We start from the raw sequence: 23230 nt of genomic DNA, 5'->3' as shown, positions 1-23230 counted from the left end.
ATTCTATGCGTAAGAGAATAGCATTCTCATTAACTGATACGCTATTCTCCATACGTCGGAGACTTCGGCAGGAGCCAGTGAGGACAGGGTGTGAGTGAGGCGACCGCGCTCGTTTTCGAGGAGCGCGAGTACACCCTGTCGCAGCTCGACGCCCTGGCCGGGGGGCTGGCCGGCGCGCTCGAAGGTCGCGGGGTAACGGCGGGGCAGCGCGTCGCGCTGATGTCGTCGAACCGGCCCGAATTCGTGATCGCGTTGCGCGCGATCTGGGGGCTCGGCGCTGCGGCGGTGCTGCTCAGCCCGGCCTGGCGGCGCGCCGAGGTGGAACATGCGCTGGCACTGACCGCGCCCACGCACGCTGTCGGCGACCATCCGGTGCTCGCCGAGTTGATGCCGATGCTGCACCTGGACGAGCCGGTGGAGCCGCAGCGACGCGAGCTGCCGGCGCCCGATCCGGAGGCCGACGCGCTGTTCGTGTTCAGCTCCGGCACCACCGGCATGCCCAAGGCCGTGCGGCACACCCACGGCGGATTCGCGGTCGCCGTGCGGCACTGGCGTGACGCGCTCGGGCTCTCGTCGGCCGACCGCATGCAGATCATGACCCCGCCGTCGCACATTCTGGGTCTGCTGAACATCGTGATGGCCCTCGACACCGGCGCGTGGGTCCGGCTGCACCGCCGCTTCGACATCGACGCGATGCTGGCGCACATCCAGGCCGAGCGAATCACCATCGAAATGGCAGTCGCGCCGATCGCACTGGCGCTGGCCGCCCACCCGAACCTGGACTCCTATGACTTGTCGTCGTTGCGCTACATCATGTGGTGCGCGACACCGGTGACCCAGAGCGTCGCTGAAGCCGTCACGGACAAGGCCGGGGTGAACTGGGTGACCGCCTACGGCACAAGCGAATTGCCGGTGATCTCGTGCAACTCGCTGCAGAGGGCACGGTTGGACACCGTGGGGCGCCCCGTACCCGGCGTCGACGTACGCGTCGTCTCACTTGCGGACGGCGCACCGCTGCCGGCCGGGGAGGTAGGGGAGATCCAGGCCCGATCCGATTCGGTCATGGGCGGTTATCTCCCCGATTCAGCGACGACGCAGGCGTTTTCGGATGGCTGGTATCGCACCGGTGACGTCGGCTATCTCGACGGCGACGGCTGGCTGCAGATCACCGACCGCGCCAAAGAGATGATCAAGGTGCGTGGTTTTCAGGTCGCCCCCGCTGAGATCGAGGCGGTCTTATATGGGCATCCCGCCGTCGAGGACTGCGCAGTGTTCGGGGTCAGCCATCCCGCCGACGGCGAAGCGGTGGTGGCCGCCGTAGCGCCGCGAGGTGAGGTCGACACCCAAGAGCTCAGTGAGTTTGTCGGCGAGCGGCTGGCGTCCTACAAACGTTTGAGCCGGGTCGTTCTCGTCCCGGAGATTCCCCGCTTACCTTCTGGAAAGGTATTGCGCCGAGTGTTGAAGGAGCAGCATGGATGTTCGACTGACGGCTGAACAGCAACAGCTGCGACAAGCCGCCGCGGCGCTGGCCGACGACCTCGGACCCGGGTCGGTCGCCGATCTCGACGATGCAGACCGGCTCGCGCGGCTGGAGAAAGCGGTGGACGCCACCGGGTTTCGCGCGCTGCGCTCCGACGGCGCTTCCGGGGTGGAGGTGGCCATCGTCGCCGAGGAATTCGCCCGCGGGCTGGTCGACGCCCCGTTCATCGGGCCGGTGCTCGCCGACGACCTCAGCCGCCGGCTCGGTCGCGACTGGCTGGCGGCGAGCGCGCAGCAGGGCAGCGCCGATCTGACGAATGCGCTTGCCGGGGTGGTGGAGTCACCGGCCGAGCTGGGTGATCTCGACGCCGACGATGCCACCCGCTGGCACGCGTTGGCGCTGACCGCCACGTGTGCGGACCTGGTCGGTGCGGCACGTGGCACGCACACTCTTGCGGTGGAGTACGCCAAGGTCCGCGAACAGTACGGCGCGACGATCGGGTCGTATCAGGCGGTCGGACACCTGTTGGCCGACGCGCTTGCGCTCATCGAGGGCTCGATCAGCGTGCTGCGCCACGCCGCGTGGGCGGTCGACGAGTTGCCTGGGGCCGAGGCGGTCGAAGCTGCCCGGGTCGCCAAGATCTACTGTGCGCGTGCGGCGCTGACGGTCTGCGAGACGTCGATCCAGGTGCACGGAGGTATCGGCAACACCTGGGAATGTCTTGCGCACGTGTACCTGCGGCGGGTGCTGGTCGCCACCGAGGCATGGCCTGTCAAACTGGAGGAGTTGACCATTGGACTTTCGTGATTCGCCCGAGGAGGCCTCGTTTCGCGCCCGGCTGCGGAACTGGCTGACCGAGCAGAAGGGTAAGTTCCCGACATCGGGCGACGAGTACTGGGCCGCACAGGGCGCCTGGCATCAGGCACTGTATGCGGCCGGGTTCTTCGGCACATCGTGGCCGAAAAAGTATGGCGGACAGGACCTCCCTCCGGTGTACGACGTCATCGTCGACGAGGAGGTCGCCAAGGCCGGAGCGCCGGCGCGGCCCAGCCTCGGATACCTTGTCGTCGGACTGTCCCACCACGGCAACGAGGAACTACGGCAACGGTTCCTGCCGGGCATGATCAACGGCACCGAGCGGTGGTGCCAGGGCTTCTCCGAACCGGGTGCGGGATCGGATTTGGCGTCGCTGACCACCACCGCGGTCCAGTGTGGCGACGACCCAGAAACTTACGTGATCTCCGGGCACAAGATCTGGACGAGCTACTCCGACGTCGCCGACTGGTGCCTGTTGTTGGCCCGCACGAACAAGGACGTTCCCAAACATAAAGGCATCTCGGCGTTCATCGTCCCCATGCATCAGCCGGGCATCGAACAGCGACCGCTGAAGATGATCAGCGGTGTGACCAAGGAGTTCGGTCAGGTTGCCTTCGACGGCGCTCGGGTACCTGCCGAGAACATGGTCGGCGAGCCAGGGGACGGGTGGAAGCTGGCGATGACCGTCGTCAGCCACGAGCGCGAGCCGTCGACACTCGGCTTCTCGGCACGGTACGGAAAGCTTGTCCGGCAGTTGGCCTCCCGGGTCGATGGCGCAACGCCCGATGAGCTGTCGTGGGCGTGGGTGCAGACCGAGATGTTGCGGTTGCATGTGCGCAGGCGGTTGTCGGAGCAGCTCGACGGTGTCACCCACGGGCCGCAGGGGTCACTCGACAAGCTGCTGATGACCTGGGTGGAGCAGTCAGTCGGCCACGCGGCGCTGGCGACCGTCGGCACCGGTGACCCGGAGTTGTTCGGTGCCTACATGTACAGCCGGGCGCAAAGCGTCATGGGCGGCACGTCGCAGATTCAGAAGAACATCATCGCGCAGCGCATTCTCGGATTGGGGTCCTGATGTACGACATGCCAGACGAAATCGACGTTCAAGCCGACGGTGCGCTGCGCATCATCACGCTCAACCGGCCCGACGACCTGAACGCGGTCAACGACGCCCTGCATGTCGGGTTGGCGAAGCTCTGGGATGCGCTCAACGAGGACGCCGACGCACGCGCGGCGGTGATCACCGGTGCCGGGCGGGCATTCTCGGCCGGTGGCGACTTCAACTACCTCGACGAGTTGCGCAACGACGAAGCCCTGCGCCAGAAGACGATCAAGCACGGCCGTGACATCGTGATCGGTATGGTGCGCTGCCGCATCCCGGTGGTCGCCGCGGTCAACGGGCCGGCGGTGGGGCTGGGCTGCAGCCTCGCGGCGCTCTCAGATGTCGTCTACATCGCCGAAGACGCGTTCTTCGCCGACCCGCACGTCACGATCGGGCTCGTCGCCGCCGACGGTGGTCCGCTCGTGTGGGGTTCTCAAATCAGCCTGCTGCAGGCCAAGGAGTTCGCGCTCACGGGCGTGCGGATCAAGGCCCAGCGCGCCGTCGAACTCGGAATGGCCAACCACCTGGTGGTGGACCCGCTGGCCGAGGCCATCGGGTGTGCCAAGAAGCTGATCGAGCTGCCGCGCCAGGCTGTGGAGGCCACCAAGCGCCTGATGAACTTGCAGCTGGAGAAGTCGGTGCTGGCGTCGCTGGATTACGCGAACCTCGCGGAGTACGTGTCCTTCGGCACGACTGACTTCAATAAGATCGTCGACGGTCTCATCGACAAGAAATAGCTCCCCCTTTGTTCCGCGAGCGTGCGGGGAACGCGCACGCTCGCCGACGAAGGCTGGTGGTCAGAAGCTGAGGGCTTCCGACCGCTGGACAGTGCCGGTGACGCCGTTGGCGTCCTGCTGCGCCAGCCGCACCGTCGCGTTGGCCATCGCCTCCGGCGGCTCGACCATCTCGGGCGGTACCTGCATACCGCCACCGCCGGCCTGCCAACCCTCGGTCAACACCACCCGCGACGGGGACAAGCAGTTCACCGCGATGTTGTCGGGCCGCAGATCACTTGCCAGCCCGAGATACAACCGCTCCACCGCGGCCTTCGACACCCAGTAGGCGTTGGCGCCGTGTTCGATCATCTCGACACCGGTGGTCGTTATCGCGATCAGCGAACCACCGCCGCGGGCGCGCACGTGCGGGATGACGACCTTCGTCACGAGGAACACCCCGGTGAGGTTCACGTTCAGGCACAGCTGCCACCGTTTGAGAGGTGTCGACTCGATTGGCCCAAGCCACAGCACCCCGGCGTTGGCGACCAGGATGTCGATGCCGCCGAACTCGGCAACCGTCGCGGCGACGGCGTTTTCGACCGATTCTTCGCTGGTGACATCGCACGGCACAGGTAACGCGCGCCCGCCGGCAGACGTAATGCGTTCGGCGACAGCATGAATCGTTCCGGGCACCTTGCCCTCGTGCTCCGATCGCGCCGCCACGGTGACTGCCGCGCCTTCACGGGCCAGCGCAGCAGCCAGCGTCGCGCCGATCCCTCGGCTGGCGCCGGCGACGAACGCGACCTTGCCCGCAAGCATCACTTGGGCGGGAACCGCAACGCTCCGTCGAGACGAATGATCTCGCCGTTGAGGTAGTCGTTTTCGACGATGCTCTGCGCCAGCTGCGCGTACTCCTCCGACCGGCCCATCCGCTTGGGGAACGGCACCTGTGGACCCCAGTACTGCTCGAGCTGGTCGGCCGCTTGGCCGTAGGCGGGCGTGTTGATGGTGCCGGGGGCGATGGTGACGACGCGGATGCCCAGCGGTGACAGGTCGCGCGCGGCGTTAAGCGTCATGCCGATGACGCCGCCCTTGGCCGCGGCGTACGGCAGCTGACCGATCTGCCCTTCGTAGCCGGCGATCGAGGCGGTGTTCACGATCACGCCACGCCCACCTTCCTCGAGCGGTTCGGTGCTACCGATCGCCGCCGCGCTCAACCGCATGACGTTGAACACCGCGGTCAGGTAGTACTTGACGGTGGTCTCGAACGCGTCGAGTGCCAGCGGGTTGCCGTCCTTGCCGACCAACCGCCCGCCGCCGGCGGGGCCGCCGTGGGTGTCCACCGAGATCCGCAGCGGTGCCAGTGCTTGCGCCTCGGCGATCGCGGCTTTCACCGACTCCTCTGACGTGGCGTCGGTGGGCACGTAACGCACACCGAGTTCGGATTCCAGCGCCTTGCCCTTGTCGTCGGCGAGGTCAGCGACCACCACCTTGGCCCCCGCGCCGTGCAGGCGCCGGACCGTTGCTTCGCCAAGACCGCCGGCGCCGCCGACGACGATCGCCGAGCTACCTGCGATGTGCATATGGTTCCCCTCCTTGCAACTGGCACTCTCCAGTTGAGAGAATAGCATTCTCGTACTGTTTGAAACGGAGATATCCCATGCCAGAAGCCGTCATCGTTTCCGCGCTGCGCACCCCCATCGGTACCGCGATGAAGGGCGCGCTGCGTGACACCGACGCCTACCAGCTCGCCGAGCACGTCGTGGGCGCGGCGGTCGGTGAGCTCGGGTCGCATCCGGTCGACGACGTGGTGCTCGGCGAGGGGCTGTACGGCGGTGGCGTGGTGGCCCGGCACGCGGCGATCACCGCGGGGCTGACCGCGGTGCCGGGACTCGCGGTGAACCGGCACTGCGCGGCGGGACAGGCCGCGGTGCAGGGGGCGGCGGCCAGCATCCGCGCGGGGATGGACCAGCTCGTCATCGCCGGCGGCGTCAACTCCGCGTCCACGTCGCCGAGGTTCAAACGCCAGGACGGGGACGGGGACTGGGTGGATTGGTTTCCACCCACGCATCCGGACCGGCCGGACGCGCCGAATATGGACATGTCGATCACCGTGGGCTGGAATGCCGCGGTCAAGGCCGGGGTCAGCCGCGCCGAGATGGATGAGTGGGCACTGGGCTCGCACCACAAAGCGATCGCGGCGATCGACGAGGGCCGGTTCAAGCATGAGATCGTGCCGATCGAGACGCCGCACGGCGTGTTCGACACCGACGAGCATCCCCGCCGCGACACCAGCCTCGAGAAGCTGGCCGCGCTCAAGCCCTTGCATCCCGAGATCGACGGGTTCTCGATCACCGCCGGAAACGCCTGCGGCGCAAACGACGGTGCCGCGGTGCTGGCGATCGCGAGCGACCGTCTCGGGCTGCCGGCGCTGGCCACCGTGCGCGCGTGGGCCTCGGTGGGTGTCGACCCGGCATCGACCGGGCTGGCGCCGGTGGAGGCCATTCCGAAAGCGCTTGCCCGGGCCCGGCTTTCCCTCGCCGACGTCGACGTGTTCGAGATCAACGAGGCGTTCGCGTCGATGTGCGTGGCCACCATCAAGTTGCTCGACATCGACCCGGAACGCGTCAATGTCAGCGGCAGCGGGTGTTCGCTCGGCCACCCGGTGGCTGCCACCGGCGCGCGGATGCTCGTCACGCTGGTCCATGAGCTGCGCAGGCGCGGTGGGGGTATCGGCGTTGCCGCGATGTGTGCCGGCGGGGGAATGGGATCGGCCACGGTGATTGAGGTCGCGACACCGTAGACTGCGGAAGCCATGACCATCGACGAGCTGATAGCGGCGGCGCGCAACGGATCCGCCCGCGCCGCAGGACGGCTGCTCAGCCTGGTCGAAAGTTCTCGGCGCAGTGAAGTTCTCGAGGCGCTCGGCCCCGTCGCCTCGCCGCGGATCGTGGGCCTGACCGGACCGCCCGGCGCGGGGAAGTCGACGACCGTGGGCGTCCTGGTCGGCGCGTACCGCGAGCGCAACATGAGGGTCGCGGTGCTGGCCGTCGACCCGTCCTCGCCGTACAGCGGCGGCGCGCTACTGGGTGACCGGATCCGAATGGCCGCCCATATCAACGACGCCGATGTGCTCATCCGATCGGTGGCCGCGCGAGGTCATCTGGGCGGGTTGGCGGCGGCGGTGCCGGCCGCGATCAGATTGCTCGCCGCGCTGTCCTACGACCTGATCGTGCTGGAGACCGTCGGCGTCGGGCAGTCGGAGATCGAGATCGCGGCGGTGGCCGATCCGACGGTCGTCGTCCTCAATCCCGGTGGCGGTGACGCGGTTCAGGCGGCCAAGGCGGGTCTGTTGGAAGTCGCTGACATCGTGGTCATCAACAAGGCCGATCGCGAGGGCGCCGATCAAACCATTCGCGACCTACGGGGCGAGACCAGCGTGCCGATCCTCAAACTCGTTGCCACACAGGGCGATGGCATCGCCGAACTGGTCGACGCCATCGAGGCCCATCATCGCGCGGACAACCCCGAGCGGCGCACCGCACGCGCTCGGTCGCAGATCCTGTCGCTGGCCCATTCGCTGCTGCGTAACCACCCGGACCTGGACCGGCTCGCTCGGGCGGTGGCCGACGGCGACGACGACGCCTACACCGCAGCGGAGCGGCTGTTCGGGGTGGGCACCGGGCGGTAGCGCTGGCTACGCACGTGCCGAGACGGCCAAGCCCGCGCGGTAGCCGAATACCATTGCGGGCCCGATGGTTCCGCCGGCGCCGCCGTAGGCCTTGCCGGTGGCGCCGGCCATCGCGTTGCCCGCGGCGAACAGCCCGGGGATCGCCGATCCGTTGACGTGCAGCACCCGGCCGTCGGCGTCGGTGCGGGGACCGCCCTTGGTGCCCATCGCCCCGATCGACACCGGCACCGCGTAATAGGGCGGCGTGTCGATCGGGCCCAGCGTCTTGCCCGCTGTCGTCGGTGCCGTGTCGTCTCCCCAGTACCCGTCGTAAGCACTTGACCCACGGCCGAACTCAGGATCACATTCGTGAGCGACGGCCTCGTTCCACGCGGAAAGTGTGCCCGCCAGACCGTCGGCGTCGATACCGGTCTTGGCTTCCAGCTCGGCCAGATCCGCCGATGCCGAAAACCATTCGGGCGCCTGGGCGCCCGGTTCCACGCCAAGGAACCCGTACCGCTTGAGATGCTGTGCGTCGAACACCATCCAGGCGGGATCATTCGCGTAACCGTGGCGCGGGTCAAGGTAGTGGAACGGCCCCGCCATCGAGTTGTACTCGCCTGCTTCGTTGAGAAACCGCCTGCCAGCGCGGTTGACGATGATGCTGCGCGGACGGGTGCGTTCCAGCCGGACGCTTCGGCTGCGCGGATGGCCTTCGAACGTATCGCCGGGTAGCTGCACGATCGGCACCCACCACGCCTCACCCATGTTGGCCAAGTCCGCGCCGTGCGCCATGGCCATCCGCAGCCCGTCGCCGGTGTTGTTGGGCGGCGAGACCGCTCCGCGCATCGGACCGCGCAGATACGCCTCGACCAGTTTCGGATCCCATTCGAAACCACCGGTGCCCAGCACCACGCCGCGGCGCGCGCGCACATTGAAATCTCTACCGTCCTGGGCGATCCGCACCCCCGTGATACCCAACGCGTCAGCGATGAGCTCGACGGCCCTGGCGTTGGTCCGTGGCACCACACCGCGGTCGAGTAGACCCTTCAACAGCCCGGCGATCAACGCGGTGCCGGCCACACAGTAGTCCCCGGAGTCGTCGTCAAGTGAGGCGTGGATCCGGGCCCGGGTCTCGGCGTCGATACCGACGTTGCTGAAATCCGCCGGAAACGACGTGATGCGGTTGCGCCATTCACCGAGGCGCGATAGATCGAACGGTTTGGCGTTCAGCGACCGCCCGCCACTGGGTCGGCCGCCGGGCAGCTCCGGCTTGTAATCCGGGAAACCCTCGGCGATCTCGAACTGCAGTTCGCTGTTGGACTCCACGAACTCCAGCATCTTCGGACCGGTGCGCACGAACGTCTCGACCAGGTCGTCGTCCATGAACCCCAGCGACTGCGCCCGCAGATATGCCATCGCGTCCTCGACGGTCAGCTCGCCGTCAGCGGAGCGCGAATGTGCCGGAATCCACAAGATGCCACCGGAAACCGCCGTCGTGCCCCCGACCGTCGCGGCCTTCTCGTAGATCTCCACCGAAGCGCCGTTCACCGCAGCGGTGAGCGCCGACGTCAGGCCTGCGCCGCCACTGCCGAGGACGACGACGTCGACGTCGTGATCCCAGTCCGTCATCGGTAGCTCCTTTCGGCTGCCGCGGCCCTCAGCTGAGGATCGCGGATAAATCGTTGGCCGCCTTGATCACTGCATCGCGCCCGTCGATCACGACGTCTTCCCGATGCGAGATGAGGTTGATGCACATGGGCGGCGACGGGGGCCGTCGGCGTACCGGGACGGCCAGGCCGTATGTGTTCGGCTCGATCTCGCCGTGGGTGATCACCCACCCCTGCTGGCGGGCCAGCGGTACGAGGTCGCGTTCACCGGGACGCGGCGGCATGCTGGCCAGCAGCGCGATCCCGGCCGCGCCACGCTCCAGCGGATAACGGCTGCCCTCGTGAAAGGACATTTGGTAGAAGACATTGGTCGGCACGAGCACCGCGATCGCGACCTGTTGGTCGCCCTCGGCGACCAACAACGACACGGTGCTGCCGATCTCGTCGGCCAGCGCGCGCAGCGTGGGCAAGCTGAGTTGGCGCACATTGTTGTCGAACGACGCCCCGAGCACGGCGAGGGCAGCCGCCGCGCGATAGCGCCCGTCCTCCCCTTTGGCCACCAACCGGAACTGCGACAGCGTGGATAGCAGCCGATAGGCGATGGTCCGGTGCACACCGATGCTGTCGGCAACCTCCTGGGCGGTGAGTCCCTCTCGCGCGGTCGCGACCAACTGCAACGCGGCCAGCCCGCGCGCCAATGTCTGCGATCCGGGAGCACCGTTGGGCATGGCGCTGGACTCCGGCGTCATCGCGGTCGCCTCCTGGGTTTCCCTTGACATTCCCCACTCGCGAGAGTGATGCTCTGACTATAGTGCACGTGGATGTGCGATAAATGAGCAAAGTGCTTACAAATCACGAGAATTCAGTTCTCGCGGTCGAGAGGGTAGGCGTGTCGGAGTTCGAGAGCGTCTGGAGCGATCTTCAGGGTGTCGCGTTCTCGCAGGGCTACCTCGACGCCGGCGGGGTGCGCACCCGTTATCTGCACGCGGGCGACACCGACAAGCCGGTGGTGGTGTTCCTGCACGGCTCCGGCGGACATGCCGAGGCGTACGTGCGCAACCTCGAAGCCCATGCCGAGCACTTCTCGACCTGGTCGATCGACATGCTCGGGCACGGCTACACCGACAAACCCGGGCATCCGCTCGAGGTGCACCACTACGTGAATCATCTGATCGCCGTGCTGGATGCACTCGGCGCGAAGCGGGCCCACATCAGCGGGGAATCGCTAGGCGGGTGGGTGGCGGCCAGGGCCGCAGTCGATCACCCCGAGCGCATCGACAAGTTGGTGCTCAACACCGCGGGTGGGTCGCAAGCCGATCCCGAGGTGATGAGGCGCATCATCACCTTGTCGATGGCCGCGGCGGAGAACCCGACCTGGGAGACCGTGCAGGCCCGCATCAAATGGTTGATGGCCGACAAGTCCAAGGACTACGACGACATTGTCGCGAGCCGGCAGCGCGTATATCGGCAGCCGGGGTTCGTCGCGGCCATGAAAGACATCATGGCGCTGCAGGATCCGCAGATCCGTGCGCGCAATCTGCTCGGGCCCGAAGAGTACGGGTCGATCACCGCGCCGACGATGGTGGTGTGGACAAGTGACGATCCCACCGCCGACGTCGCCGAGGGCCGGCGCATCGCCTCGATGGTTCCCGGCGCCCGCTTCGAGCTGATGCCCGGCTGCGGGCACTGGCCTCAATACGAGGATCCCAAGACCTTCAACCGCCTGCATCTGGACTTCCTGCTGGGACGCCAAGGATGACCGAGCAGGTCGATGTCGTCATCGTCGGCGCCGGACCGTCGGGACTGACGCTTGCGAACATCCTTGGGCTGCAGGGTGTCCGGACGGTGGTTGTGGAGGAGCGCGACACGCTCATCGACTATCCGCGCGGCGTCGGTCTCGACGACGAGGCGCTGCGCACCTTTCAGTCCATCGGACTGGTGGACCGGGTATTGCCGCACACCGTGCCCAACCAGATCCTGAGGTTCTTCGACGCCAATCGGCGGCTGCTCGCCGAAATGGCGCCGCCCGACGCACGGTTCGGGTGGCCCAAGCGCAACGGGTTCGTGCAACCGATGGTCGATGCCGAATTGTTCGCCGGCCTCGAACGTTTCGATTCCGTCGACGTCCGGTTCGGCCACCAGATGCAGACGTGTGTGGAAACCGACGACGGCGTGACGGTGAAGTTCGCCGGCAGGCAGGACGGCCTGCACGCGCGCTACGTCGTCGGGTGCGACGGCGGGCGCAGCGCGACGCGCCGGCTGATGGGCGTGTCGTTCGACGGCACCACGTCCTCGACCCGCTGGCTGGTCGTCGACGTCGCCAACGACCCCCTCGGCCATCCCAACAGCGAGGTGGGCGCCGACCCGGCCCGGCCGTATGTCTCGATCTCCATCGCCCACGGCATCCGGCGCTTCGAGTTCATGATCCACCCCACCGAGACCGACGCCCAGGCCGACGACCCGGTGTTCGTCAGAAATATGCTGGCGCAGCGGGTTCCACACCCGGAGAATGTAGACATCATCCGGCACCGGGTGTACACGCACCATTCGCGGATCGCAGGGTCGTTCCGCAAGGGGCGGCTGCTGCTGGCCGGCGACGCGGCGCACCTCATGCCGGTGTGGCAGGGGCAGGGCTACAACAGCGGGATCCGCGATTCGGCCAACCTCGGGTGGAAGCTGGCCGCCGTGGTGAACGGCCAGGCCGGTGACGCCCTGCTCGACACCTACGACATCGAGCGCCGCAAACACGCCAGGGCCATGATCGACTTGTCCACCATGGTGGGGCGGGTCATCTCACCGACGAACCGACGGGTGGCCGCCCTGCGCGACCGGGTCATCCACGCCGCATCAGTGGTGCCGACGCTCAAACGTTACGTGCTCGAGATGCGGTTCAAGCCGATGCCGCGCTACCAGCAGGGCGCGGTTTTTCACGCCGAACACGACGCGGAGAACTCGCCGACCGGAACCCTGTTCATCCAGCCCCGCGTCGACACCCGCGACCAACAGAATGTGCTGCTCGACGACGTGCTCGGTGCTGGCTTCGCGGTGTTGTGCTGGAGCAACAACCTGCGAGCGATCCTGGGGGACAAGGCGTTCGACCGCTGGAAGGCGCTCGGGGCCCGGTTCATCGAGGCGCGGCCGATGACGCAGCTGTCGTGGCCGGGCCATGACGACGCCGACGTGACGGTGATCGGCGACAGGACCGGCGCGCTCAAGGGCTGGTTCGACACCTACACCGACTCGGTGTTGTTCCTGCGCCCCGACCGGTGCATCGCGGCCGCCTGCATCGCCCAACGTGCGGCCGAGACCAGCGAATCGCTCTTCGACGTGCTCTGCCTGACTCAGGGAGGAGGTTCAGGTTCTCATGGCAACACTGGCCCTGTGCTGTATGTCGCACAGCCCGCTGCTGGATCTTCCGGGACCGTCGCGGGATCTCCTTGACGAGATCGACGCAGCGCTGACCGAAGCGCGTCAGTTCGTCACCGACTACGACCCCGAACTGGTCGTCATCTTCTCGCCCGACCACTACAACGGCTTCTTCTACCGGACCATGCCGCCGTTCTGCATCGGCACTGCCGCGCAGGGCGTAGGTGACTACGGCACCCACGCCGGTCCGCTCGACGTGCCCGCCGACATCGCCACCGACTGTGCCCGAGCGGTTCTCGAGTCCGGGATCGACGTGGCGATCTCGGCGAGCATGGACGTCGACCACGGCACGGTGCAGCCGTTGCAGAAGCTGTTCGGCGACGCGACGGCGCGTCCGGTGATCCCCATCTTCATCAACTCGGTCGCCGTCCCGCTGGGACCGCTGCGGCGGGTACGTGCGCTGGGCGCCGCGGTGGGCACCCATCTGGCGACGCTGGGCAAGCGGGTGCTGGTGGTGGGATCCGGTGGCCTTTCGCACGATCCGCCCGTCCCGACGTTGGCGAACGCACCGGCCGCTGCGCTGGAGCGCATCGTGCACGGGGCGCCGATGAGCGCCGAGCAGCGCCAGGCCCGCCAGGTTGCGGTGATGGCGGCCGCGCAGACATTCGCGCAGGGTGACAGCCCGCTGCAACCGCTCAACCCCGACTGGGATGCCGGGTTCCTCGAGTTGATCGACGCCAACCGGTTGGCTGAGGTCGACGGTTGGTCCAACGCCTGGATCGAGAAGGAGGCCGGCCACTCGGGCCACGAGATCCGCACGTGGGTGGCGGCTTTCGGCGCGCTCGCTGCGCACGGGCCCTACCGCACCGGGCACCGGTTCTACCGCGCGGCACCCGAGTTGATCGCCGGCTTTGCGGTCAGGACGGCGGTGCTCGATGTCTGATGTGTTCGACCACACGGTCGATGTGCTGGTCGTCGGATCGGGAGGGGGCGGCATGACCGCCGCCTTGGCTGCCGACGCATTCGGCCTCGACACGTTGATCGTGGAGAAGTCGCCGCGCTTCGGCGGCTCTACCGCGCTGTCCGGCGGCGGGATCTGGGTGCCGGGCGCGCCGGCGCAACGCAAAGCCGGCTACACCCCCGACCCCGACGGGGTCGTGCAGTACCTGCGCCGCATCACCGGCGGCCTGGTCAGCGACGAGCGGCTACGCCAGTACGTCGACACCGCGCCCGAGATGATGGAGTTCCTGGAGAAGCTCAGCCCCTGGTTCGAGTTCGTCTGGAAACCCGGCTATGCCGACTACTACCCAGAACTGCCCGGCGGATCCGAACTGGGCAGCACCATCAACGTGCCGGCCATCGACCTTCGCAAGCTCGGCGACGAGGAGCAGAACCTGCTACAGCCGTTGGCGCTGGCGCCGAAAGGAATCTGGTTCGCCCCCAAGGACCTTCGGCTGTTCTACCAAGTGCGGCAGAACTGGCGGGGCAAGGCTGTGCTCGTCAAGCTGATCTGGCGGATGGTGCGTGCCCGGGTTTTCGGCGATCGGATGGCCGCCATCGGGCAGTCCCTCGCCGCGCGCATGCGCCTGGCCCTCAAACAGCAGAACGTCCCGTTGTGGCTCGACACGCCCATGACCGAACTGATCACCGACGTCGACGGCACCGTGACGGGTGCGGTGGTCGAACGCAACGGCCGCCCGCAGCGCATCGGCGCGCGCCGCGGCGTCATCCTGGCCGCGGGCGGGTTCGACCACGACATGCACTGGCGCACCCAGCATCTGCCCGTGCTCAACCGCGTCCGTGAGCTCGCCGGTGGGGGCACCGACTGGAGCTTCGGCAACCCGGCGAACATGGGTGAGGGTATCCGCGCGGGAGAAAAGGTCGGCGCCGCCACCGAACTGCTCGACGAGGCGTGGTGGTTTCCCGCCATCTGCTGGCCCGACGGCCGGCTGCAGTTCATGCTCAACGAGCGGATGATGCCGTCGCAGTTCGTGGTCAACGGCGCCGGCAAGCGGTTCATCAACGAGGCCGCGCCGTACATGGATTTCGCGCACGCAATGATCGAGGGCCACAAGTCCGGGGTCACCCACATCCCGTGCTGGCTGATCACCGACATCCGCTCGTTTCACCGCTATGTCGTCGCCGGGCACCTGCCGATCCCGAAGATTCCCTTCGCGCCGGTACCGACCGGGTGGAAGGTACCCAAGGCCTGGTTGGAATCCGGCGTCGTGCAAGAGGGCACCAGCTGGGAAGAGCTGGCCGACAAGATCGGCGTACCGAGAGGCCAATTACGTGAAACCGCCGAGCGGTTCAACGAGTTGGCGCGCAAGGGCCACGACGACGACTTCAACCGCGGCGAATCGGCCTACGACAACTACTACGGCGACCCGAACCTGCCCAACCCGAACCTGCACCCGTTGGGCAAACCGCCGTACTACGCGTTCCAGATCATCCTCGGCGACCTCGGAACCTCCGGCGGTCTGCGCACCGATGAACAGGCCCGAGTGCTGCGCGATGACGACAACGTTGTCAAGAATCTCTACGCGGTGGGCAACACCTCGGCTGCGGTGATGGGCCGTAGCTACGCCGGAGCCGGCGCAACCATCGGCCCGGCAATGACATTCGGCTACGTCGCGGCAAAACACATCGCCGACCAGTCGACCGACACCGGCACCCCGAACGTCGATAAAGATCGAAAGGTAACCAAATGAAGATCTCGCTGTTCTACGAATTCCCGCTCCCGCGGCCGTGGAGTGACGACGACGAACACCAGCTTTTCCAGGACGGTCTCGACGAGGTGGAGCTTGCCGACAAGGCGGGCTTCTCGACGGTGTGGTTGACCGAGCACCACTTCCTCGAGGAGTACTGCCACTCCACCGCACCGGAGATCTTCCTGTCGGCAGCCAGTCAACGCACCAAGAACATTCGGCTCGGCTTCGGCATCATGCACCTGCCGCCGGCCGTCAACCACCCCGCACGCGTAGCCGAGCGCGTTTCGACCCTCGACCTCATCTCGAACGGCCGCGTCGAGTTCGGCACCGGCGAGTCCTCGTCGGTGGGTGAACTGGGCGGGTTCGGGATCGACCCCGCCGACAAACGCGCCATGTGGGAGGAGGCCCTTGAGGTCTCGATCCGCTGCATGACCGAGGAACCGTTCACCGGATATTCCGGCCAGCACATCGAGATGCCGCCGCGCAACGTCGTGCCCAAGCCGCTGCAGAAGCCGCACCCGCCGGTGTGGGTTGCGTGCACGCGGCCGGCGTCGGTGTCGATGGCGGCGCAAAAAGGGCTCGGTGCACTGAGTTTCGCCTACACCGGCCCTGGCCCGCTGACCGATCGGGTCAACGGTTACTACACGGAGTTCGAGGAGAGCTGTGTCCCGGTGACACCGCAGATGAACCCGAACATTCTCGCGATCGGCGGCGATTTATCGATGATGGTCGCCCCGACCGACGAGCAGGCCATCGAACGGCTCGGGATGGGCGGCGGGTTCTTCGCGTTCGGAATCATGCACTACTACATGACCGGGATGCACACGCCGGGCCGCACCGGTGTGTGGAAGCGCCACCTCGAGGAGATCGAGAAAGACCCGAGCGTGGTCTACGGCCCCGACCGTGGCCCGATCGGCAGCCCGGAAACCGTGCGCAACTTCCTGCGCGGCTACGAGCAGAGCGGTGTGGATGAGCTGATCCTGCTGCTGACACCCCGCAGGCACGAGGAGACGATGGAGTCTATCGAGCTGATGGGCAAGGAGGTGCTGCCCGAATTCATCGAACGCGATGAGAAGGCCACCGCCGATAAGGCCAAGCGTCTGGCACCGATCCTGGAGAAGGCCGAGGCCCGGCGGCCCGAGTCGACGGCGCCGGTGTTCGACGAGAGCTACGCCTTCGGCGGGTTGCCGACGGGCCGGCAGAACTACACCGCCAACGAGGTCGCGCTGGCGATGGATGAGATGACCGAGGGCATCGAGGCCGCCGCCAAGAAGCTCAAGTCAGGGGAGGGGTGGGCGAGCCGCAACCCGGCTGCCGATCAGAGCTGATCCATGGGGCAGATCGCCGACTTGTGGCGCTACGACGGCCGCAGGGTCGTGGTCACCGGATGTTCGTCGGGTATCGGTGAGCAGGTCGCGCGTCAGGTCGCCGAACTCGGTGCCGAGGTGATCGGGCTGGATATCAGCCCGCCCGCAGCGTCATTCGGTGAGTACATCGCGCTCGACCTGTCGGATCCGGCATCGATCGACGCGGCGGTCGCGTCGATCGGTGGTCACGTCGACGCGCTGTTCAACGTCGCCGGCGTGTCGTCGGGTATCGGGGATCCGCTGCGGGTGGTCACCATCAACTTCCTCGGTACCCGCAAGTTCACCGAGGCGTTGGTGCCGTCGATGCCGCCGGGGTCGTCGATCGCGAACGTGTCGTCGCTGGCGGCGTCGGGCTACCGGCTGAACGCCGACGTCACCGCGGGGCTGGTGGCCACCACGACGATGGCCGATGGAATCGAGTGGTGCGAAAGCCATCCCGAAGCCGTTGCCGATGGCGGCGGTTACCGGCTGTCCAAGGAGGCGATCATCCTCTACGGCATGGCCAGCGTCGTGGCGTTGGGTACCAGAGGAATCCGGATCAACTGCACCGCGCCCGGCGTCACCGACACGCCGATCCTCGACCAATTGCGCAGCGCCTACGGGCAGGAGTTCCTGGACTCGTTTCAGACGCCTCTGGGCCGGACCGCGACACCCGGCGAACAAGCCAGCATCCTGGTCTTTTTGAACAGCCGCGCCGCCAGCTACGTCACCGGACAGGTGATCTGGGTGGATGGTGGCACAATCGGCGAGACCGACCTCGCCGGGTCAGTGCTGCGACAATGATGACGAGGAAGCAATGACGGCCAGTATGAAGGATTTTCGCCGCGTCGCCGACGAGGTTCGCAATTGGGGCCGGTGGGGCGACGACGACGAGCTGGGCACGCTGAACTTCGTCACCCAGGACAAGGTCGCCGAGGCGGCGGCCACCGTGCGCCAGGGTAAGGTCATCTCCCTCGGTGGCGACTTCGGGTCGTCGGGACCGCAGGGCGCGTTCCAGTTCCGTCAGAACCCCATCCACGTCATGACCGTCGACGGTGGCGATGCAAACACCTTGTGTCAGTACGCACCTAATTGGCTGCGCAACTCCGTTGCCCAACAGCTCAGCTCGTTCTTCGCCGACAACCCGTTCCGCTTCAACGACGACATGATCGTGATGCCGCTGCAGGCGGCCACCCAGTGGGACGCCCTGTCTCACGTCTACTACGAGGACAAGCTCTACAACGGTTTCCCAGCGGACTCGGTGACCAGTTTCGGCGCCTTCCACTGCGGCATCGACAAGGTCGACGTCAAGGGCATCACCTCGCGCGGCGTGCTGCTCGACGTGGTGGCGCACCGCGGCGCCGAGGTGTTCTGTGAGCCCGGAAACCCCATCACCCCAGCCGAACTCGACGACGTCGCGGCCAAGCAGAACGTGCAGATCGGGCGGGGAGACATCGTCGTCGTGCATACGGGATGGTGGACGCGGTTCCTGTCCACCGGTGACGGCGAGGAACCCGGCTCCGGGCTCGACTGGACCTGCGCGTCATGGTTGCACGACCACGAAGTGGCCGCCGTGGCCGCCGACAACCTCATGGTCGAAGACCCCGACCCGGCCAACGGCGTGGAGGGCACCTTCCTACCGATGCACATGCTGTGCCTGCGCGATATGGGCATGATGCTGGGCGAGTACTGGGACCTCACCGGCCTGGCCGCCGACTGCGCCGCCGACGGGGTGTACGAATTCCAGTTGATTGCACCGCCGTTGAAGGTGGTGGGCGCGGTCGGCGCACCCGTCAGCCCGATTGCGATCAAGTAGGTGGGCTCGGTGGCGGAATACGCCCGCAAGTCCGTGCTGGTCGACGGGCTCGTGACGAGTTATCTCGAGGCCGGAGAAGGCGATCCGGTGGTGCTGCTGCACGGTGGGGAGTTCGGCGCCGGCGCCGAACTCGGCTGGGAACGCAATATCGCCGCCTTGGCCGCGCACCACCGGGTGCTGGCGCCCGACATGCTCGGCTTCGGCGACACGGCCAAAGTCGTCGACTTCACCGACGGGCGCGGTATGCGGATCCGGCACATCGCACGGTTCTGCGAGGAAGTGGGGGTCGACTCCGCATACTTCGTCGGCAACTCGATGGGTGCGGTGAACCTGTTCGTCGACATCACCTCGCCATCGCCGGTCTTGCCGGTGCGCGGCATGGTGGCTATCTGCGGCGGTGGTGAGATTCAGCGCAACGAGTTTTCGGCGGCGCTCTACGACTACGACGCCACGCTACCCGCCATGCGCAAGATCGTCGAAGCGCTGTTCTACAGCCCGGCGTATCCGGCCGATGATGCGTATGTGCAGCGGCGATACCAGGCCAGCATCGCGCCCGGCGCGTGGGAGGCGTTGGCGGCGGCGAGGTTTCGTCGTCCTGGGCTGGAGGCTCCACCGTTGCCGTCGAGCACCCGTGCCTACCAGCGCATCACCGTGCCGACGCTGGTGGTGGAGGGCGGCGGGGACAAGCTGCTGCCACCCGGTTGGGCTGCCGACATCGCCGGGCAGATCAGCGGCGCGCGATCGGCCGTGGTGAACGCCGCTGGGCATTGTCCGCAGATCGAACAGCCCGACGCCGTCAACGCGTTGCTGCTGGAGTTCCTGGCCGGAAACGAGGAGGGTCATGACGGGTGAGCTCGAGGGTAAGGTCGCGGTCGTCACCGGCGGCGCGTCGGGCCTCGGCGAGGGGCTGGCACGCCGTTTCGCCGCCGAGGGCGCGCAGGTGCTCATCGGCGATGTCGACCGCGACGGCGGCACCGCCCTGGCCGCGGATATCGGAGCCAACGCCCACTTCGTCGAGGCCGACGTCGCCGACATCGAACAGGTCAGCGGGCTGGTGTCGACGGCGGTCGAGCGGTTCGGCGGCCTGCACGTCATGGTCAACAACGCGGGGGTGTCGGGCACCATGCACCGCCGCTTCCTCGACGACGACCTGGCCGACTTCGACAAGGTGATGAGGATCAACGTACGGGCCGTCATGGCGGGCACCCGCGACGCCGCCCGGCACATGTCGCAGCACGGCGGCGGGTCGATCATCAACCTGACGTCGATCGGCGGCATCCAGGCCGGCGGCGGCGTGATGACCTACCGGGCGTCGAAGGCGGCCGTCATCCAGTTCACCAAGTCGGCGGCAATCGAGTTGGCCCACTATGAGATACGCGTCAACGCGATCGCGCCAGGCAACATACGCACCGCCATCGTGCGCAAGTCGGCCACCGGTGAGGATCGCGAAAAGCTCGAGCAATTCGAGGCCAAGATCCGCGAACAGATGCGCAACGACCGTCCGCTGAAGCGCGAAGGCACGATGGAGGACGTCGCCGAAGCGGCGCTCTACTTCGCCACCGACCGCTCGCGCTACGTCACCGGCACGATCCTTCCGGTCGACGGCGGCACCGTTGCGGGCAAAGTCATTGTGCGCAAACTGAAATCGGACACTGAGGCCTAGTAGCCGCCGTCGGCGTGGTCGGTATGTTCTCGAACCAACTGCGGAAACCTGGGGCGGTCCGGGCGGAAGATGTCGTGAGGCGAATCGCTGAACTCGACCAACGTCGCATCGGGGAACTCGTCCCGATACCGCGACCACTGCTCGTCGGTGACCAGCCCGCGTTCACCGCTGCGCACCACCAGCAACGGAAGGTGCAGGGCGGCAAGCTCATTCCAGAACGACCGCGCGCGAGCGGCCGCAAACGTCTTCATCGCCGCCTCGTAGTCGAGGCGCTCGCGCACCGGGGTGCCCCGCCAGCGCCCATCGAGCAGACGACGCGGCGCGCCGGGCGGCAAAGGCCGTTCCTCGGGGATGTAGTCGCCGATCGCAAGCGAGCGCACCCGGTCGGGATTGCGCAGCGCCCACCCCAGCGCATACGCCGTACCGCGGGAGAACGTCACCAGGTGAACGGGTCCGCCGGTCACGGCGTCGACGACCGCACCGACGTCGGAGCTCAACACCGCGCTGTCGTAACCGTCGGCCGGGGCGGCGCTGCGGCCGTGCCCCCTGAGCTCGGCGACCACGGTGCGCCTGCCGAAGGCCGGCAGCACTTCGTCGTAATCCTCGGCGATACACGTCATACCCGGCACGAACACGATCGGCGCGCCGCCGTCGTCGCCCCCGGTGTCGACGAAGTGCAGCCAGACGCCACCGTTGTCGGTGAATCGGGAAACCGCCATGGTCCAGCAACTCTAGCTGCGCACGCCTGCCACCGACCGGACAACGGAGCGTTAAATCAGTCGCTTGACTTAAGCCGGAGGGAGCGGTTGACTGGTGACCGTGACCACAGCCCGCAGTGTTCGCACCGACCGCGCGAGCGTGACGCGTGAAGCGATCCTGACGGCGGCCGAGCGGCTGTTCGCCGAGCACGGTGTGTATGCCGTCTCCAACCGTCAGGTCAGCGAGGCCGCTGGGCAGGGCAACAACGCCGCGGTCGGCTACCACTTCGGCACCAAACTCGACTTGGTGCGCGCGATCGAGCAGAAGCACCGGATCTCCATCGAGCTACTGCTGGAGCGCATGGTCGCCCAAACCGCCGACTCCACGGAGTTGCGCGACTGGATCGCCTGCATGGTGTGCTCGCTGACCGAGCACCTCGAACAGCTCGGCAACCCCACCTGGTACGCGCGGTTCGCGGCCCAAGCGTTGGCCGACCCGGCCTACCAGAAGATCGTCGTGCGCGACGCGCTCGCATCGCCGGCGCTGCAGCAGGTGGTCGTCGGCATCACCCGCTGCCTGCCCAACCTGCCGATGACCGTCGTCACCGAACGCAACATCATGGTGCGAAACCTGATGATGCACACCTGCGCGGACTTCGAGCGAGCGTTCGCCGAAGGCGCCGATACCGCACGGACGAACTGGCGTTCGGTGGCATCGGGTCTGATCGACGCGATCGTCGGGCTGTGGCGCGCCCCCGTCACGGGGCGAATGTGACATGAAAATCACCGTCGACCGAGACAAGTGCGTGTCCTCGGGCCAATGCGTGCTCAACGCCGGCGAGGTCTTCGACCAGCGCGACGACGACGGCGTCGTCGTGTTGCTCAACGACAGCCCCGACGGCGACGACGCCGACAACGCCCACAAGGCCGCGGCCGCCTGCCCTGCACTAGCCATCCAGATCGAGGAGTGACGAGAGGCCATATGTCCGACACGTTGACCACCGGCACGACCGAAACCGCCGCCGACATCCCCGAATACCCGATGGAGCGCGACGCGGGCTGCCCGTTCGCCCCGCCACCCCAGATGCTAAAGATGGGCGAGGCCAAACCGCTGTCGCGCGTACGGATCTGGAACGGCACCACCCCGTGGCTGATCACCGGTCACGCGGTCGCCCGCGAGTTGTTCGCCGACTCGCGGGTCAGCGTCGACGACCGCATCGAGGGCTTCCCGCACTGGAACGAGCACATGCTGTCCACGGTGTACAAGCGGCCGCGCTCGGTGTTCACCTCGGATGCCGAGGAGCACACCCGGTTCCGCCGGATGCTGTCCAAGCCGTTCACGTTCAAGCGGGTCGAGGGTCTGCGCTCGGCGATCCAGGAGGTGACCGACGAGTGCATCGACAACATCCTGGCCGGCGAGCAGCCCGCCGACATCGTCGCCAAACTGGCGCTGCCGGTGCCGACGCGGGTGATCAGCGAGATGCTCGGCGTCCCATACGAAGACCACGAGTTCTTCCAGCACCACGCCAACGTCGGCCTGGCCCGCTACGCGTCGGCCGAGGACGGTCAGAAGGGTGCGATGAGCCTCGCGAAGTACCTCAGTGACCTCGTCAAGGCCAAGATAGAAAACCCGTCCGAGGACGCGGTGTCTGACCTCGCCGAACGGGTCAACGCCGGCGAGATCAGCGTCAAGGAGGCCGCGCAGCTGGGCACCGGCTTGCTCATCGCCGGGCACGAGACCACCGCCAACATGATCGGCATCGGGGTGCTCGCCCTGCTGGAGAACCCCGAACAGGCTGCCCAGCTGCGCGATTCCGACGATCCGAAGTTCATCGCCAACGCCGTCGAAGAGCTGATGCGCTACCTGTCCATCATCCAGAACGGGCAGCGCCGCGTGGCCCTCGAGGACATCGAGATCGCCGGGGAGACCATCCGCGCGGGCGAAGGCATCATCTTGGACCTCGCGCCGGCGAACTGGGACGCGACCGCCTATCCGGAACCCGACAAGCTCGACCTCGGCCGCGACGCCACCCAGCAGCTCGGTTTCGGCTACGGCCGCCACCAGTGCGTCGGTCAGCAACTGGCCCGTGCCGAACTGCAGATCGTGTTCCACACCCTGCTGCGGCGCATCCCCACCCTGCGGCTGGCCGTGCCGATCGAGGAGGTGCCGTTCAAACACGACCGGCTCGCCTACGGCGTCTACGAACTTCCGGTGGCCTGGTAACCGCACCAGCCC

General features: G+C 67.0%; 23 protein-coding genes. 18 read left to right on the top strand and 5 right to left on the bottom strand.

Going from position 1 to position 23230, the window contains the following annotated elements:
- The first annotated feature begins 90 nt into the window (after positions 1-90).
- The 4 genes from ABQF13_RS21760 to ABQF13_RS21745 are packed head-to-tail and all read left to right on the top strand — an operon-like array spanning position 91 to position 4135.
- Entirely contained in the window at positions 91-1494 is a 1404-nt protein-coding gene (locus ABQF13_RS21760; RefSeq protein ID WP_448394864.1) for a class I adenylate-forming enzyme family protein, read from the top strand.
- On the top strand, positions 1472-2287 hold the full coding sequence (locus ABQF13_RS21755) for an acyl-CoA dehydrogenase family protein (RefSeq protein ID WP_448394863.1): 816 nt from the start codon (positions 1472-1474) through the stop codon (positions 2285-2287). Before ABQF13_RS21760 ends, ABQF13_RS21755 begins: the two co-directional genes overlap by 23 nt.
- Entirely contained in the window at positions 2274-3371 is a 1098-nt protein-coding gene (locus ABQF13_RS21750) for an acyl-CoA dehydrogenase family protein (RefSeq protein WP_448394862.1), read from the top strand. Before ABQF13_RS21755 ends, ABQF13_RS21750 begins: the two co-directional genes overlap by 14 nt.
- A complete protein-coding gene (locus ABQF13_RS21745) occupies positions 3371-4135 on the top strand; it encodes an enoyl-CoA hydratase/isomerase family protein (protein WP_448394861.1) in 765 nt (254 codons plus the stop codon). The genes ABQF13_RS21750 and ABQF13_RS21745 overlap by 1 nt, the downstream gene beginning before the upstream one ends.
- Before the next feature lie 60 nt (positions 4136-4195).
- Here the strand turns inward: ABQF13_RS21745 and ABQF13_RS21740 are convergent, their stop codons facing one another.
- Both ABQF13_RS21740 and ABQF13_RS21735 read right to left on the bottom strand, forming a co-directional pair.
- A complete protein-coding gene (locus tag ABQF13_RS21740) occupies positions 4196-4936 on the bottom strand; it encodes an SDR family NAD(P)-dependent oxidoreductase (protein WP_448394860.1) in 741 nt (246 codons plus the stop codon).
- Positions 4933-5697 carry an SDR family NAD(P)-dependent oxidoreductase gene (locus ABQF13_RS21735; RefSeq protein WP_448394859.1) on the bottom strand — a complete coding sequence of 255 codons (765 nt, stop codon included), beginning with the start codon at positions 5695-5697 and terminating at the stop codon, positions 4933-4935. The genes ABQF13_RS21740 and ABQF13_RS21735 overlap by 4 nt, the downstream gene beginning before the upstream one ends.
- Before the next feature lie 77 nt (positions 5698-5774).
- On the opposite strand from ABQF13_RS21735, the gene ABQF13_RS21730 reads away from it, so the two are divergent.
- Positions 5775-6917, top strand: coding sequence for a thiolase family protein (locus tag ABQF13_RS21730; protein ID WP_448394858.1), 1143 nt, complete (start codon positions 5775-5777; stop codon positions 6915-6917).
- A gap of 12 nt (positions 6918-6929) precedes the next feature.
- The gene (locus tag ABQF13_RS21725; RefSeq protein WP_448394857.1) at positions 6930-7805 is read left to right on the top strand and encodes an ArgK/MeaB family GTPase; all 876 of its coding nucleotides are present in this window, start codon (positions 6930-6932) and stop codon (positions 7803-7805) included.
- A gap of 6 nt (positions 7806-7811) precedes the next feature.
- On the opposite strand, the gene ABQF13_RS21720 is transcribed toward ABQF13_RS21725, so the two are convergent.
- Together ABQF13_RS21720 and ABQF13_RS21715 are read right to left on the bottom strand one after the other, a co-directional pair.
- Positions 7812-9416, bottom strand: a complete 1605-nt coding sequence (locus tag ABQF13_RS21720) for an FAD-dependent oxidoreductase (protein ID WP_448394856.1) — start codon at positions 9414-9416, stop codon at positions 7812-7814.
- A gap of 28 nt (positions 9417-9444) precedes the next feature.
- Complete coding sequence (locus ABQF13_RS21715; protein ID WP_448394855.1) at positions 9445-10173, bottom strand: IclR family transcriptional regulator; 729 nt, start codon at positions 10171-10173, stop codon at positions 9445-9447.
- A 110-nt stretch (positions 10174-10283) separates the two neighbouring features.
- Here ABQF13_RS21715 and ABQF13_RS21710 point away from each other — a divergent pair, with 110 nt between their 5' ends.
- From ABQF13_RS21710 to ABQF13_RS21670, 9 genes are read left to right on the top strand one after another with little or no spacing between them, the layout of a single operon-like run.
- On the top strand, positions 10284-11153 hold the full coding sequence (locus ABQF13_RS21710) for an alpha/beta fold hydrolase (protein WP_448394854.1): 870 nt from the start codon (positions 10284-10286) through the stop codon (positions 11151-11153).
- A complete protein-coding gene (locus tag ABQF13_RS21705; RefSeq protein WP_448394853.1) occupies positions 11150-12835 on the top strand; it encodes a bifunctional 3-(3-hydroxy-phenyl)propionate/3-hydroxycinnamic acid hydroxylase in 1686 nt (561 codons plus the stop codon). The genes ABQF13_RS21710 and ABQF13_RS21705 overlap by 4 nt, the downstream gene beginning before the upstream one ends.
- Positions 12759-13703: a 3-carboxyethylcatechol 2,3-dioxygenase gene (locus ABQF13_RS21700; protein ID WP_448394852.1), complete on the top strand. Its 945-nt coding sequence runs from the start codon at positions 12759-12761 to the stop codon at positions 13701-13703. Before ABQF13_RS21705 ends, ABQF13_RS21700 begins: the two co-directional genes overlap by 77 nt.
- Entirely contained in the window at positions 13696-15471 is a 1776-nt protein-coding gene (locus ABQF13_RS21695) for an FAD-binding protein (RefSeq protein ID WP_448394851.1), read from the top strand. Before ABQF13_RS21700 ends, ABQF13_RS21695 begins: the two co-directional genes overlap by 8 nt.
- Positions 15468-16799 carry an LLM class flavin-dependent oxidoreductase gene (locus ABQF13_RS21690; RefSeq protein ID WP_448394850.1) on the top strand — a complete coding sequence of 444 codons (1332 nt, stop codon included), beginning with the start codon at positions 15468-15470 and terminating at the stop codon, positions 16797-16799. Before ABQF13_RS21695 ends, ABQF13_RS21690 begins: the two co-directional genes overlap by 4 nt.
- Before the next feature lie 3 nt (positions 16800-16802).
- Positions 16803-17621: a coniferyl-alcohol dehydrogenase gene (locus ABQF13_RS21685; RefSeq protein ID WP_448394849.1), complete on the top strand. Its 819-nt coding sequence runs from the start codon at positions 16803-16805 to the stop codon at positions 17619-17621.
- Positions 17622-17634: 13 nt separating this feature from the next.
- A complete protein-coding gene (locus ABQF13_RS21680) occupies positions 17635-18633 on the top strand; it encodes a cyclase family protein (RefSeq protein ID WP_448394848.1) in 999 nt (332 codons plus the stop codon).
- A gap of 9 nt (positions 18634-18642) precedes the next feature.
- Entirely contained in the window at positions 18643-19485 is an 843-nt protein-coding gene (locus tag ABQF13_RS21675) for an alpha/beta fold hydrolase (protein ID WP_448394847.1), read from the top strand.
- Entirely contained in the window at positions 19475-20296 is an 822-nt protein-coding gene (locus ABQF13_RS21670) for an SDR family NAD(P)-dependent oxidoreductase (RefSeq protein ID WP_448394846.1), read from the top strand. Before ABQF13_RS21675 ends, ABQF13_RS21670 begins: the two co-directional genes overlap by 11 nt.
- Here the strand turns inward: ABQF13_RS21670 and ABQF13_RS21665 are convergent.
- Entirely contained in the window at positions 20293-21015 is a 723-nt protein-coding gene (locus ABQF13_RS21665) for an alpha/beta fold hydrolase (RefSeq protein ID WP_448394845.1), read from the bottom strand. The two genes, ABQF13_RS21670 and ABQF13_RS21665, sit on opposite strands and share 4 nt — an antisense overlap.
- Positions 21016-21115: 100 nt before the next feature.
- Here ABQF13_RS21665 and ABQF13_RS21660 point away from each other — a divergent pair, with 100 nt between their 5' ends.
- Genes ABQF13_RS21660 through ABQF13_RS21650 form a run of 3 tightly spaced genes read left to right on the top strand, consistent with a single transcriptional unit; the run spans position 21116 to position 23218 of the window.
- A complete protein-coding gene (locus tag ABQF13_RS21660) occupies positions 21116-21769 on the top strand; it encodes a TetR/AcrR family transcriptional regulator (protein WP_448394931.1) in 654 nt (217 codons plus the stop codon).
- Position 21770: 1 nt separating this feature from the next.
- Positions 21771-21965, top strand: a complete 195-nt coding sequence (locus tag ABQF13_RS21655; RefSeq protein ID WP_448394844.1) for a ferredoxin — start codon at positions 21771-21773, stop codon at positions 21963-21965.
- Positions 21966-21976: 11 nt separating this feature from the next.
- On the top strand, positions 21977-23218 hold the full coding sequence (locus ABQF13_RS21650) for a cytochrome P450 (RefSeq protein ID WP_448394843.1): 1242 nt from the start codon (positions 21977-21979) through the stop codon (positions 23216-23218).
- Positions 23219-23230 lie beyond the last annotated feature (12 nt).

It is taken from the genome of Mycolicibacterium sp. XJ879, assembly GCF_053483935.1.
This window is presented reverse-complemented; position numbering and strand designations above follow the sequence as displayed.

What these genes read in the sequence shown, in the direction of transcription:
- ABQF13_RS21755 (WP_448394863.1), top strand. Translation starts at nt 1,472, where the DNA reads ATGGATGTTCGACTGACGGCTGAACAGCAACAGCTGCGACAAGCCGCC.
- ABQF13_RS21745 (WP_448394861.1), top strand. Translation starts at nt 3,371, where the DNA reads ATGTACGACATGCCAGACGAAATCGACGTTCAAGCCGACGGTGCGCTG.
- ABQF13_RS21735 (WP_448394859.1), bottom strand. Translation starts at nt 5,697, where the DNA reads ATGCACATCGCAGGTAGCTCGGCGATCGTCGTCGGCGGCGCCGGCGGT.
- ABQF13_RS21730 (WP_448394858.1), top strand. Translation starts at nt 5,775, where the DNA reads ATGCCAGAAGCCGTCATCGTTTCCGCGCTGCGCACCCCCATCGGTACC.
- ABQF13_RS21725 (WP_448394857.1), top strand. Translation starts at nt 6,930, where the DNA reads ATGACCATCGACGAGCTGATAGCGGCGGCGCGCAACGGATCCGCCCGC.
- ABQF13_RS21720 (WP_448394856.1), bottom strand. Translation starts at nt 9,416, where the DNA reads ATGACGGACTGGGATCACGACGTCGACGTCGTCGTCCTCGGCAGTGGC.
- ABQF13_RS21715 (WP_448394855.1), bottom strand. Translation starts at nt 10,173, where the DNA reads ATGTCAAGGGAAACCCAGGAGGCGACCGCGATGACGCCGGAGTCCAGC.
- ABQF13_RS21705 (WP_448394853.1), top strand. Translation starts at nt 11,150, where the DNA reads ATGACCGAGCAGGTCGATGTCGTCATCGTCGGCGCCGGACCGTCGGGA.
- ABQF13_RS21700 (WP_448394852.1), top strand. Translation starts at nt 12,759, where the DNA reads ATGGCAACACTGGCCCTGTGCTGTATGTCGCACAGCCCGCTGCTGGAT.
- ABQF13_RS21695 (WP_448394851.1), top strand. Translation starts at nt 13,696, where the DNA reads ATGTCTGATGTGTTCGACCACACGGTCGATGTGCTGGTCGTCGGATCG.
- ABQF13_RS21690 (WP_448394850.1), top strand. Translation starts at nt 15,468, where the DNA reads ATGAAGATCTCGCTGTTCTACGAATTCCCGCTCCCGCGGCCGTGGAGT.
- ABQF13_RS21685 (WP_448394849.1), top strand. Translation starts at nt 16,803, where the DNA reads ATGGGGCAGATCGCCGACTTGTGGCGCTACGACGGCCGCAGGGTCGTG.
- ABQF13_RS21680 (WP_448394848.1), top strand. Translation starts at nt 17,635, where the DNA reads ATGACGGCCAGTATGAAGGATTTTCGCCGCGTCGCCGACGAGGTTCGC.
- ABQF13_RS21670 (WP_448394846.1), top strand. Translation starts at nt 19,475, where the DNA reads ATGACGGGTGAGCTCGAGGGTAAGGTCGCGGTCGTCACCGGCGGCGCG.
- ABQF13_RS21665 (WP_448394845.1), bottom strand. Translation starts at nt 21,015, where the DNA reads ATGGCGGTTTCCCGATTCACCGACAACGGTGGCGTCTGGCTGCACTTC.
- ABQF13_RS21655 (WP_448394844.1), top strand. Translation starts at nt 21,771, where the DNA reads ATGAAAATCACCGTCGACCGAGACAAGTGCGTGTCCTCGGGCCAATGC.
- ABQF13_RS21650 (WP_448394843.1), top strand. Translation starts at nt 21,977, where the DNA reads ATGTCCGACACGTTGACCACCGGCACGACCGAAACCGCCGCCGACATC.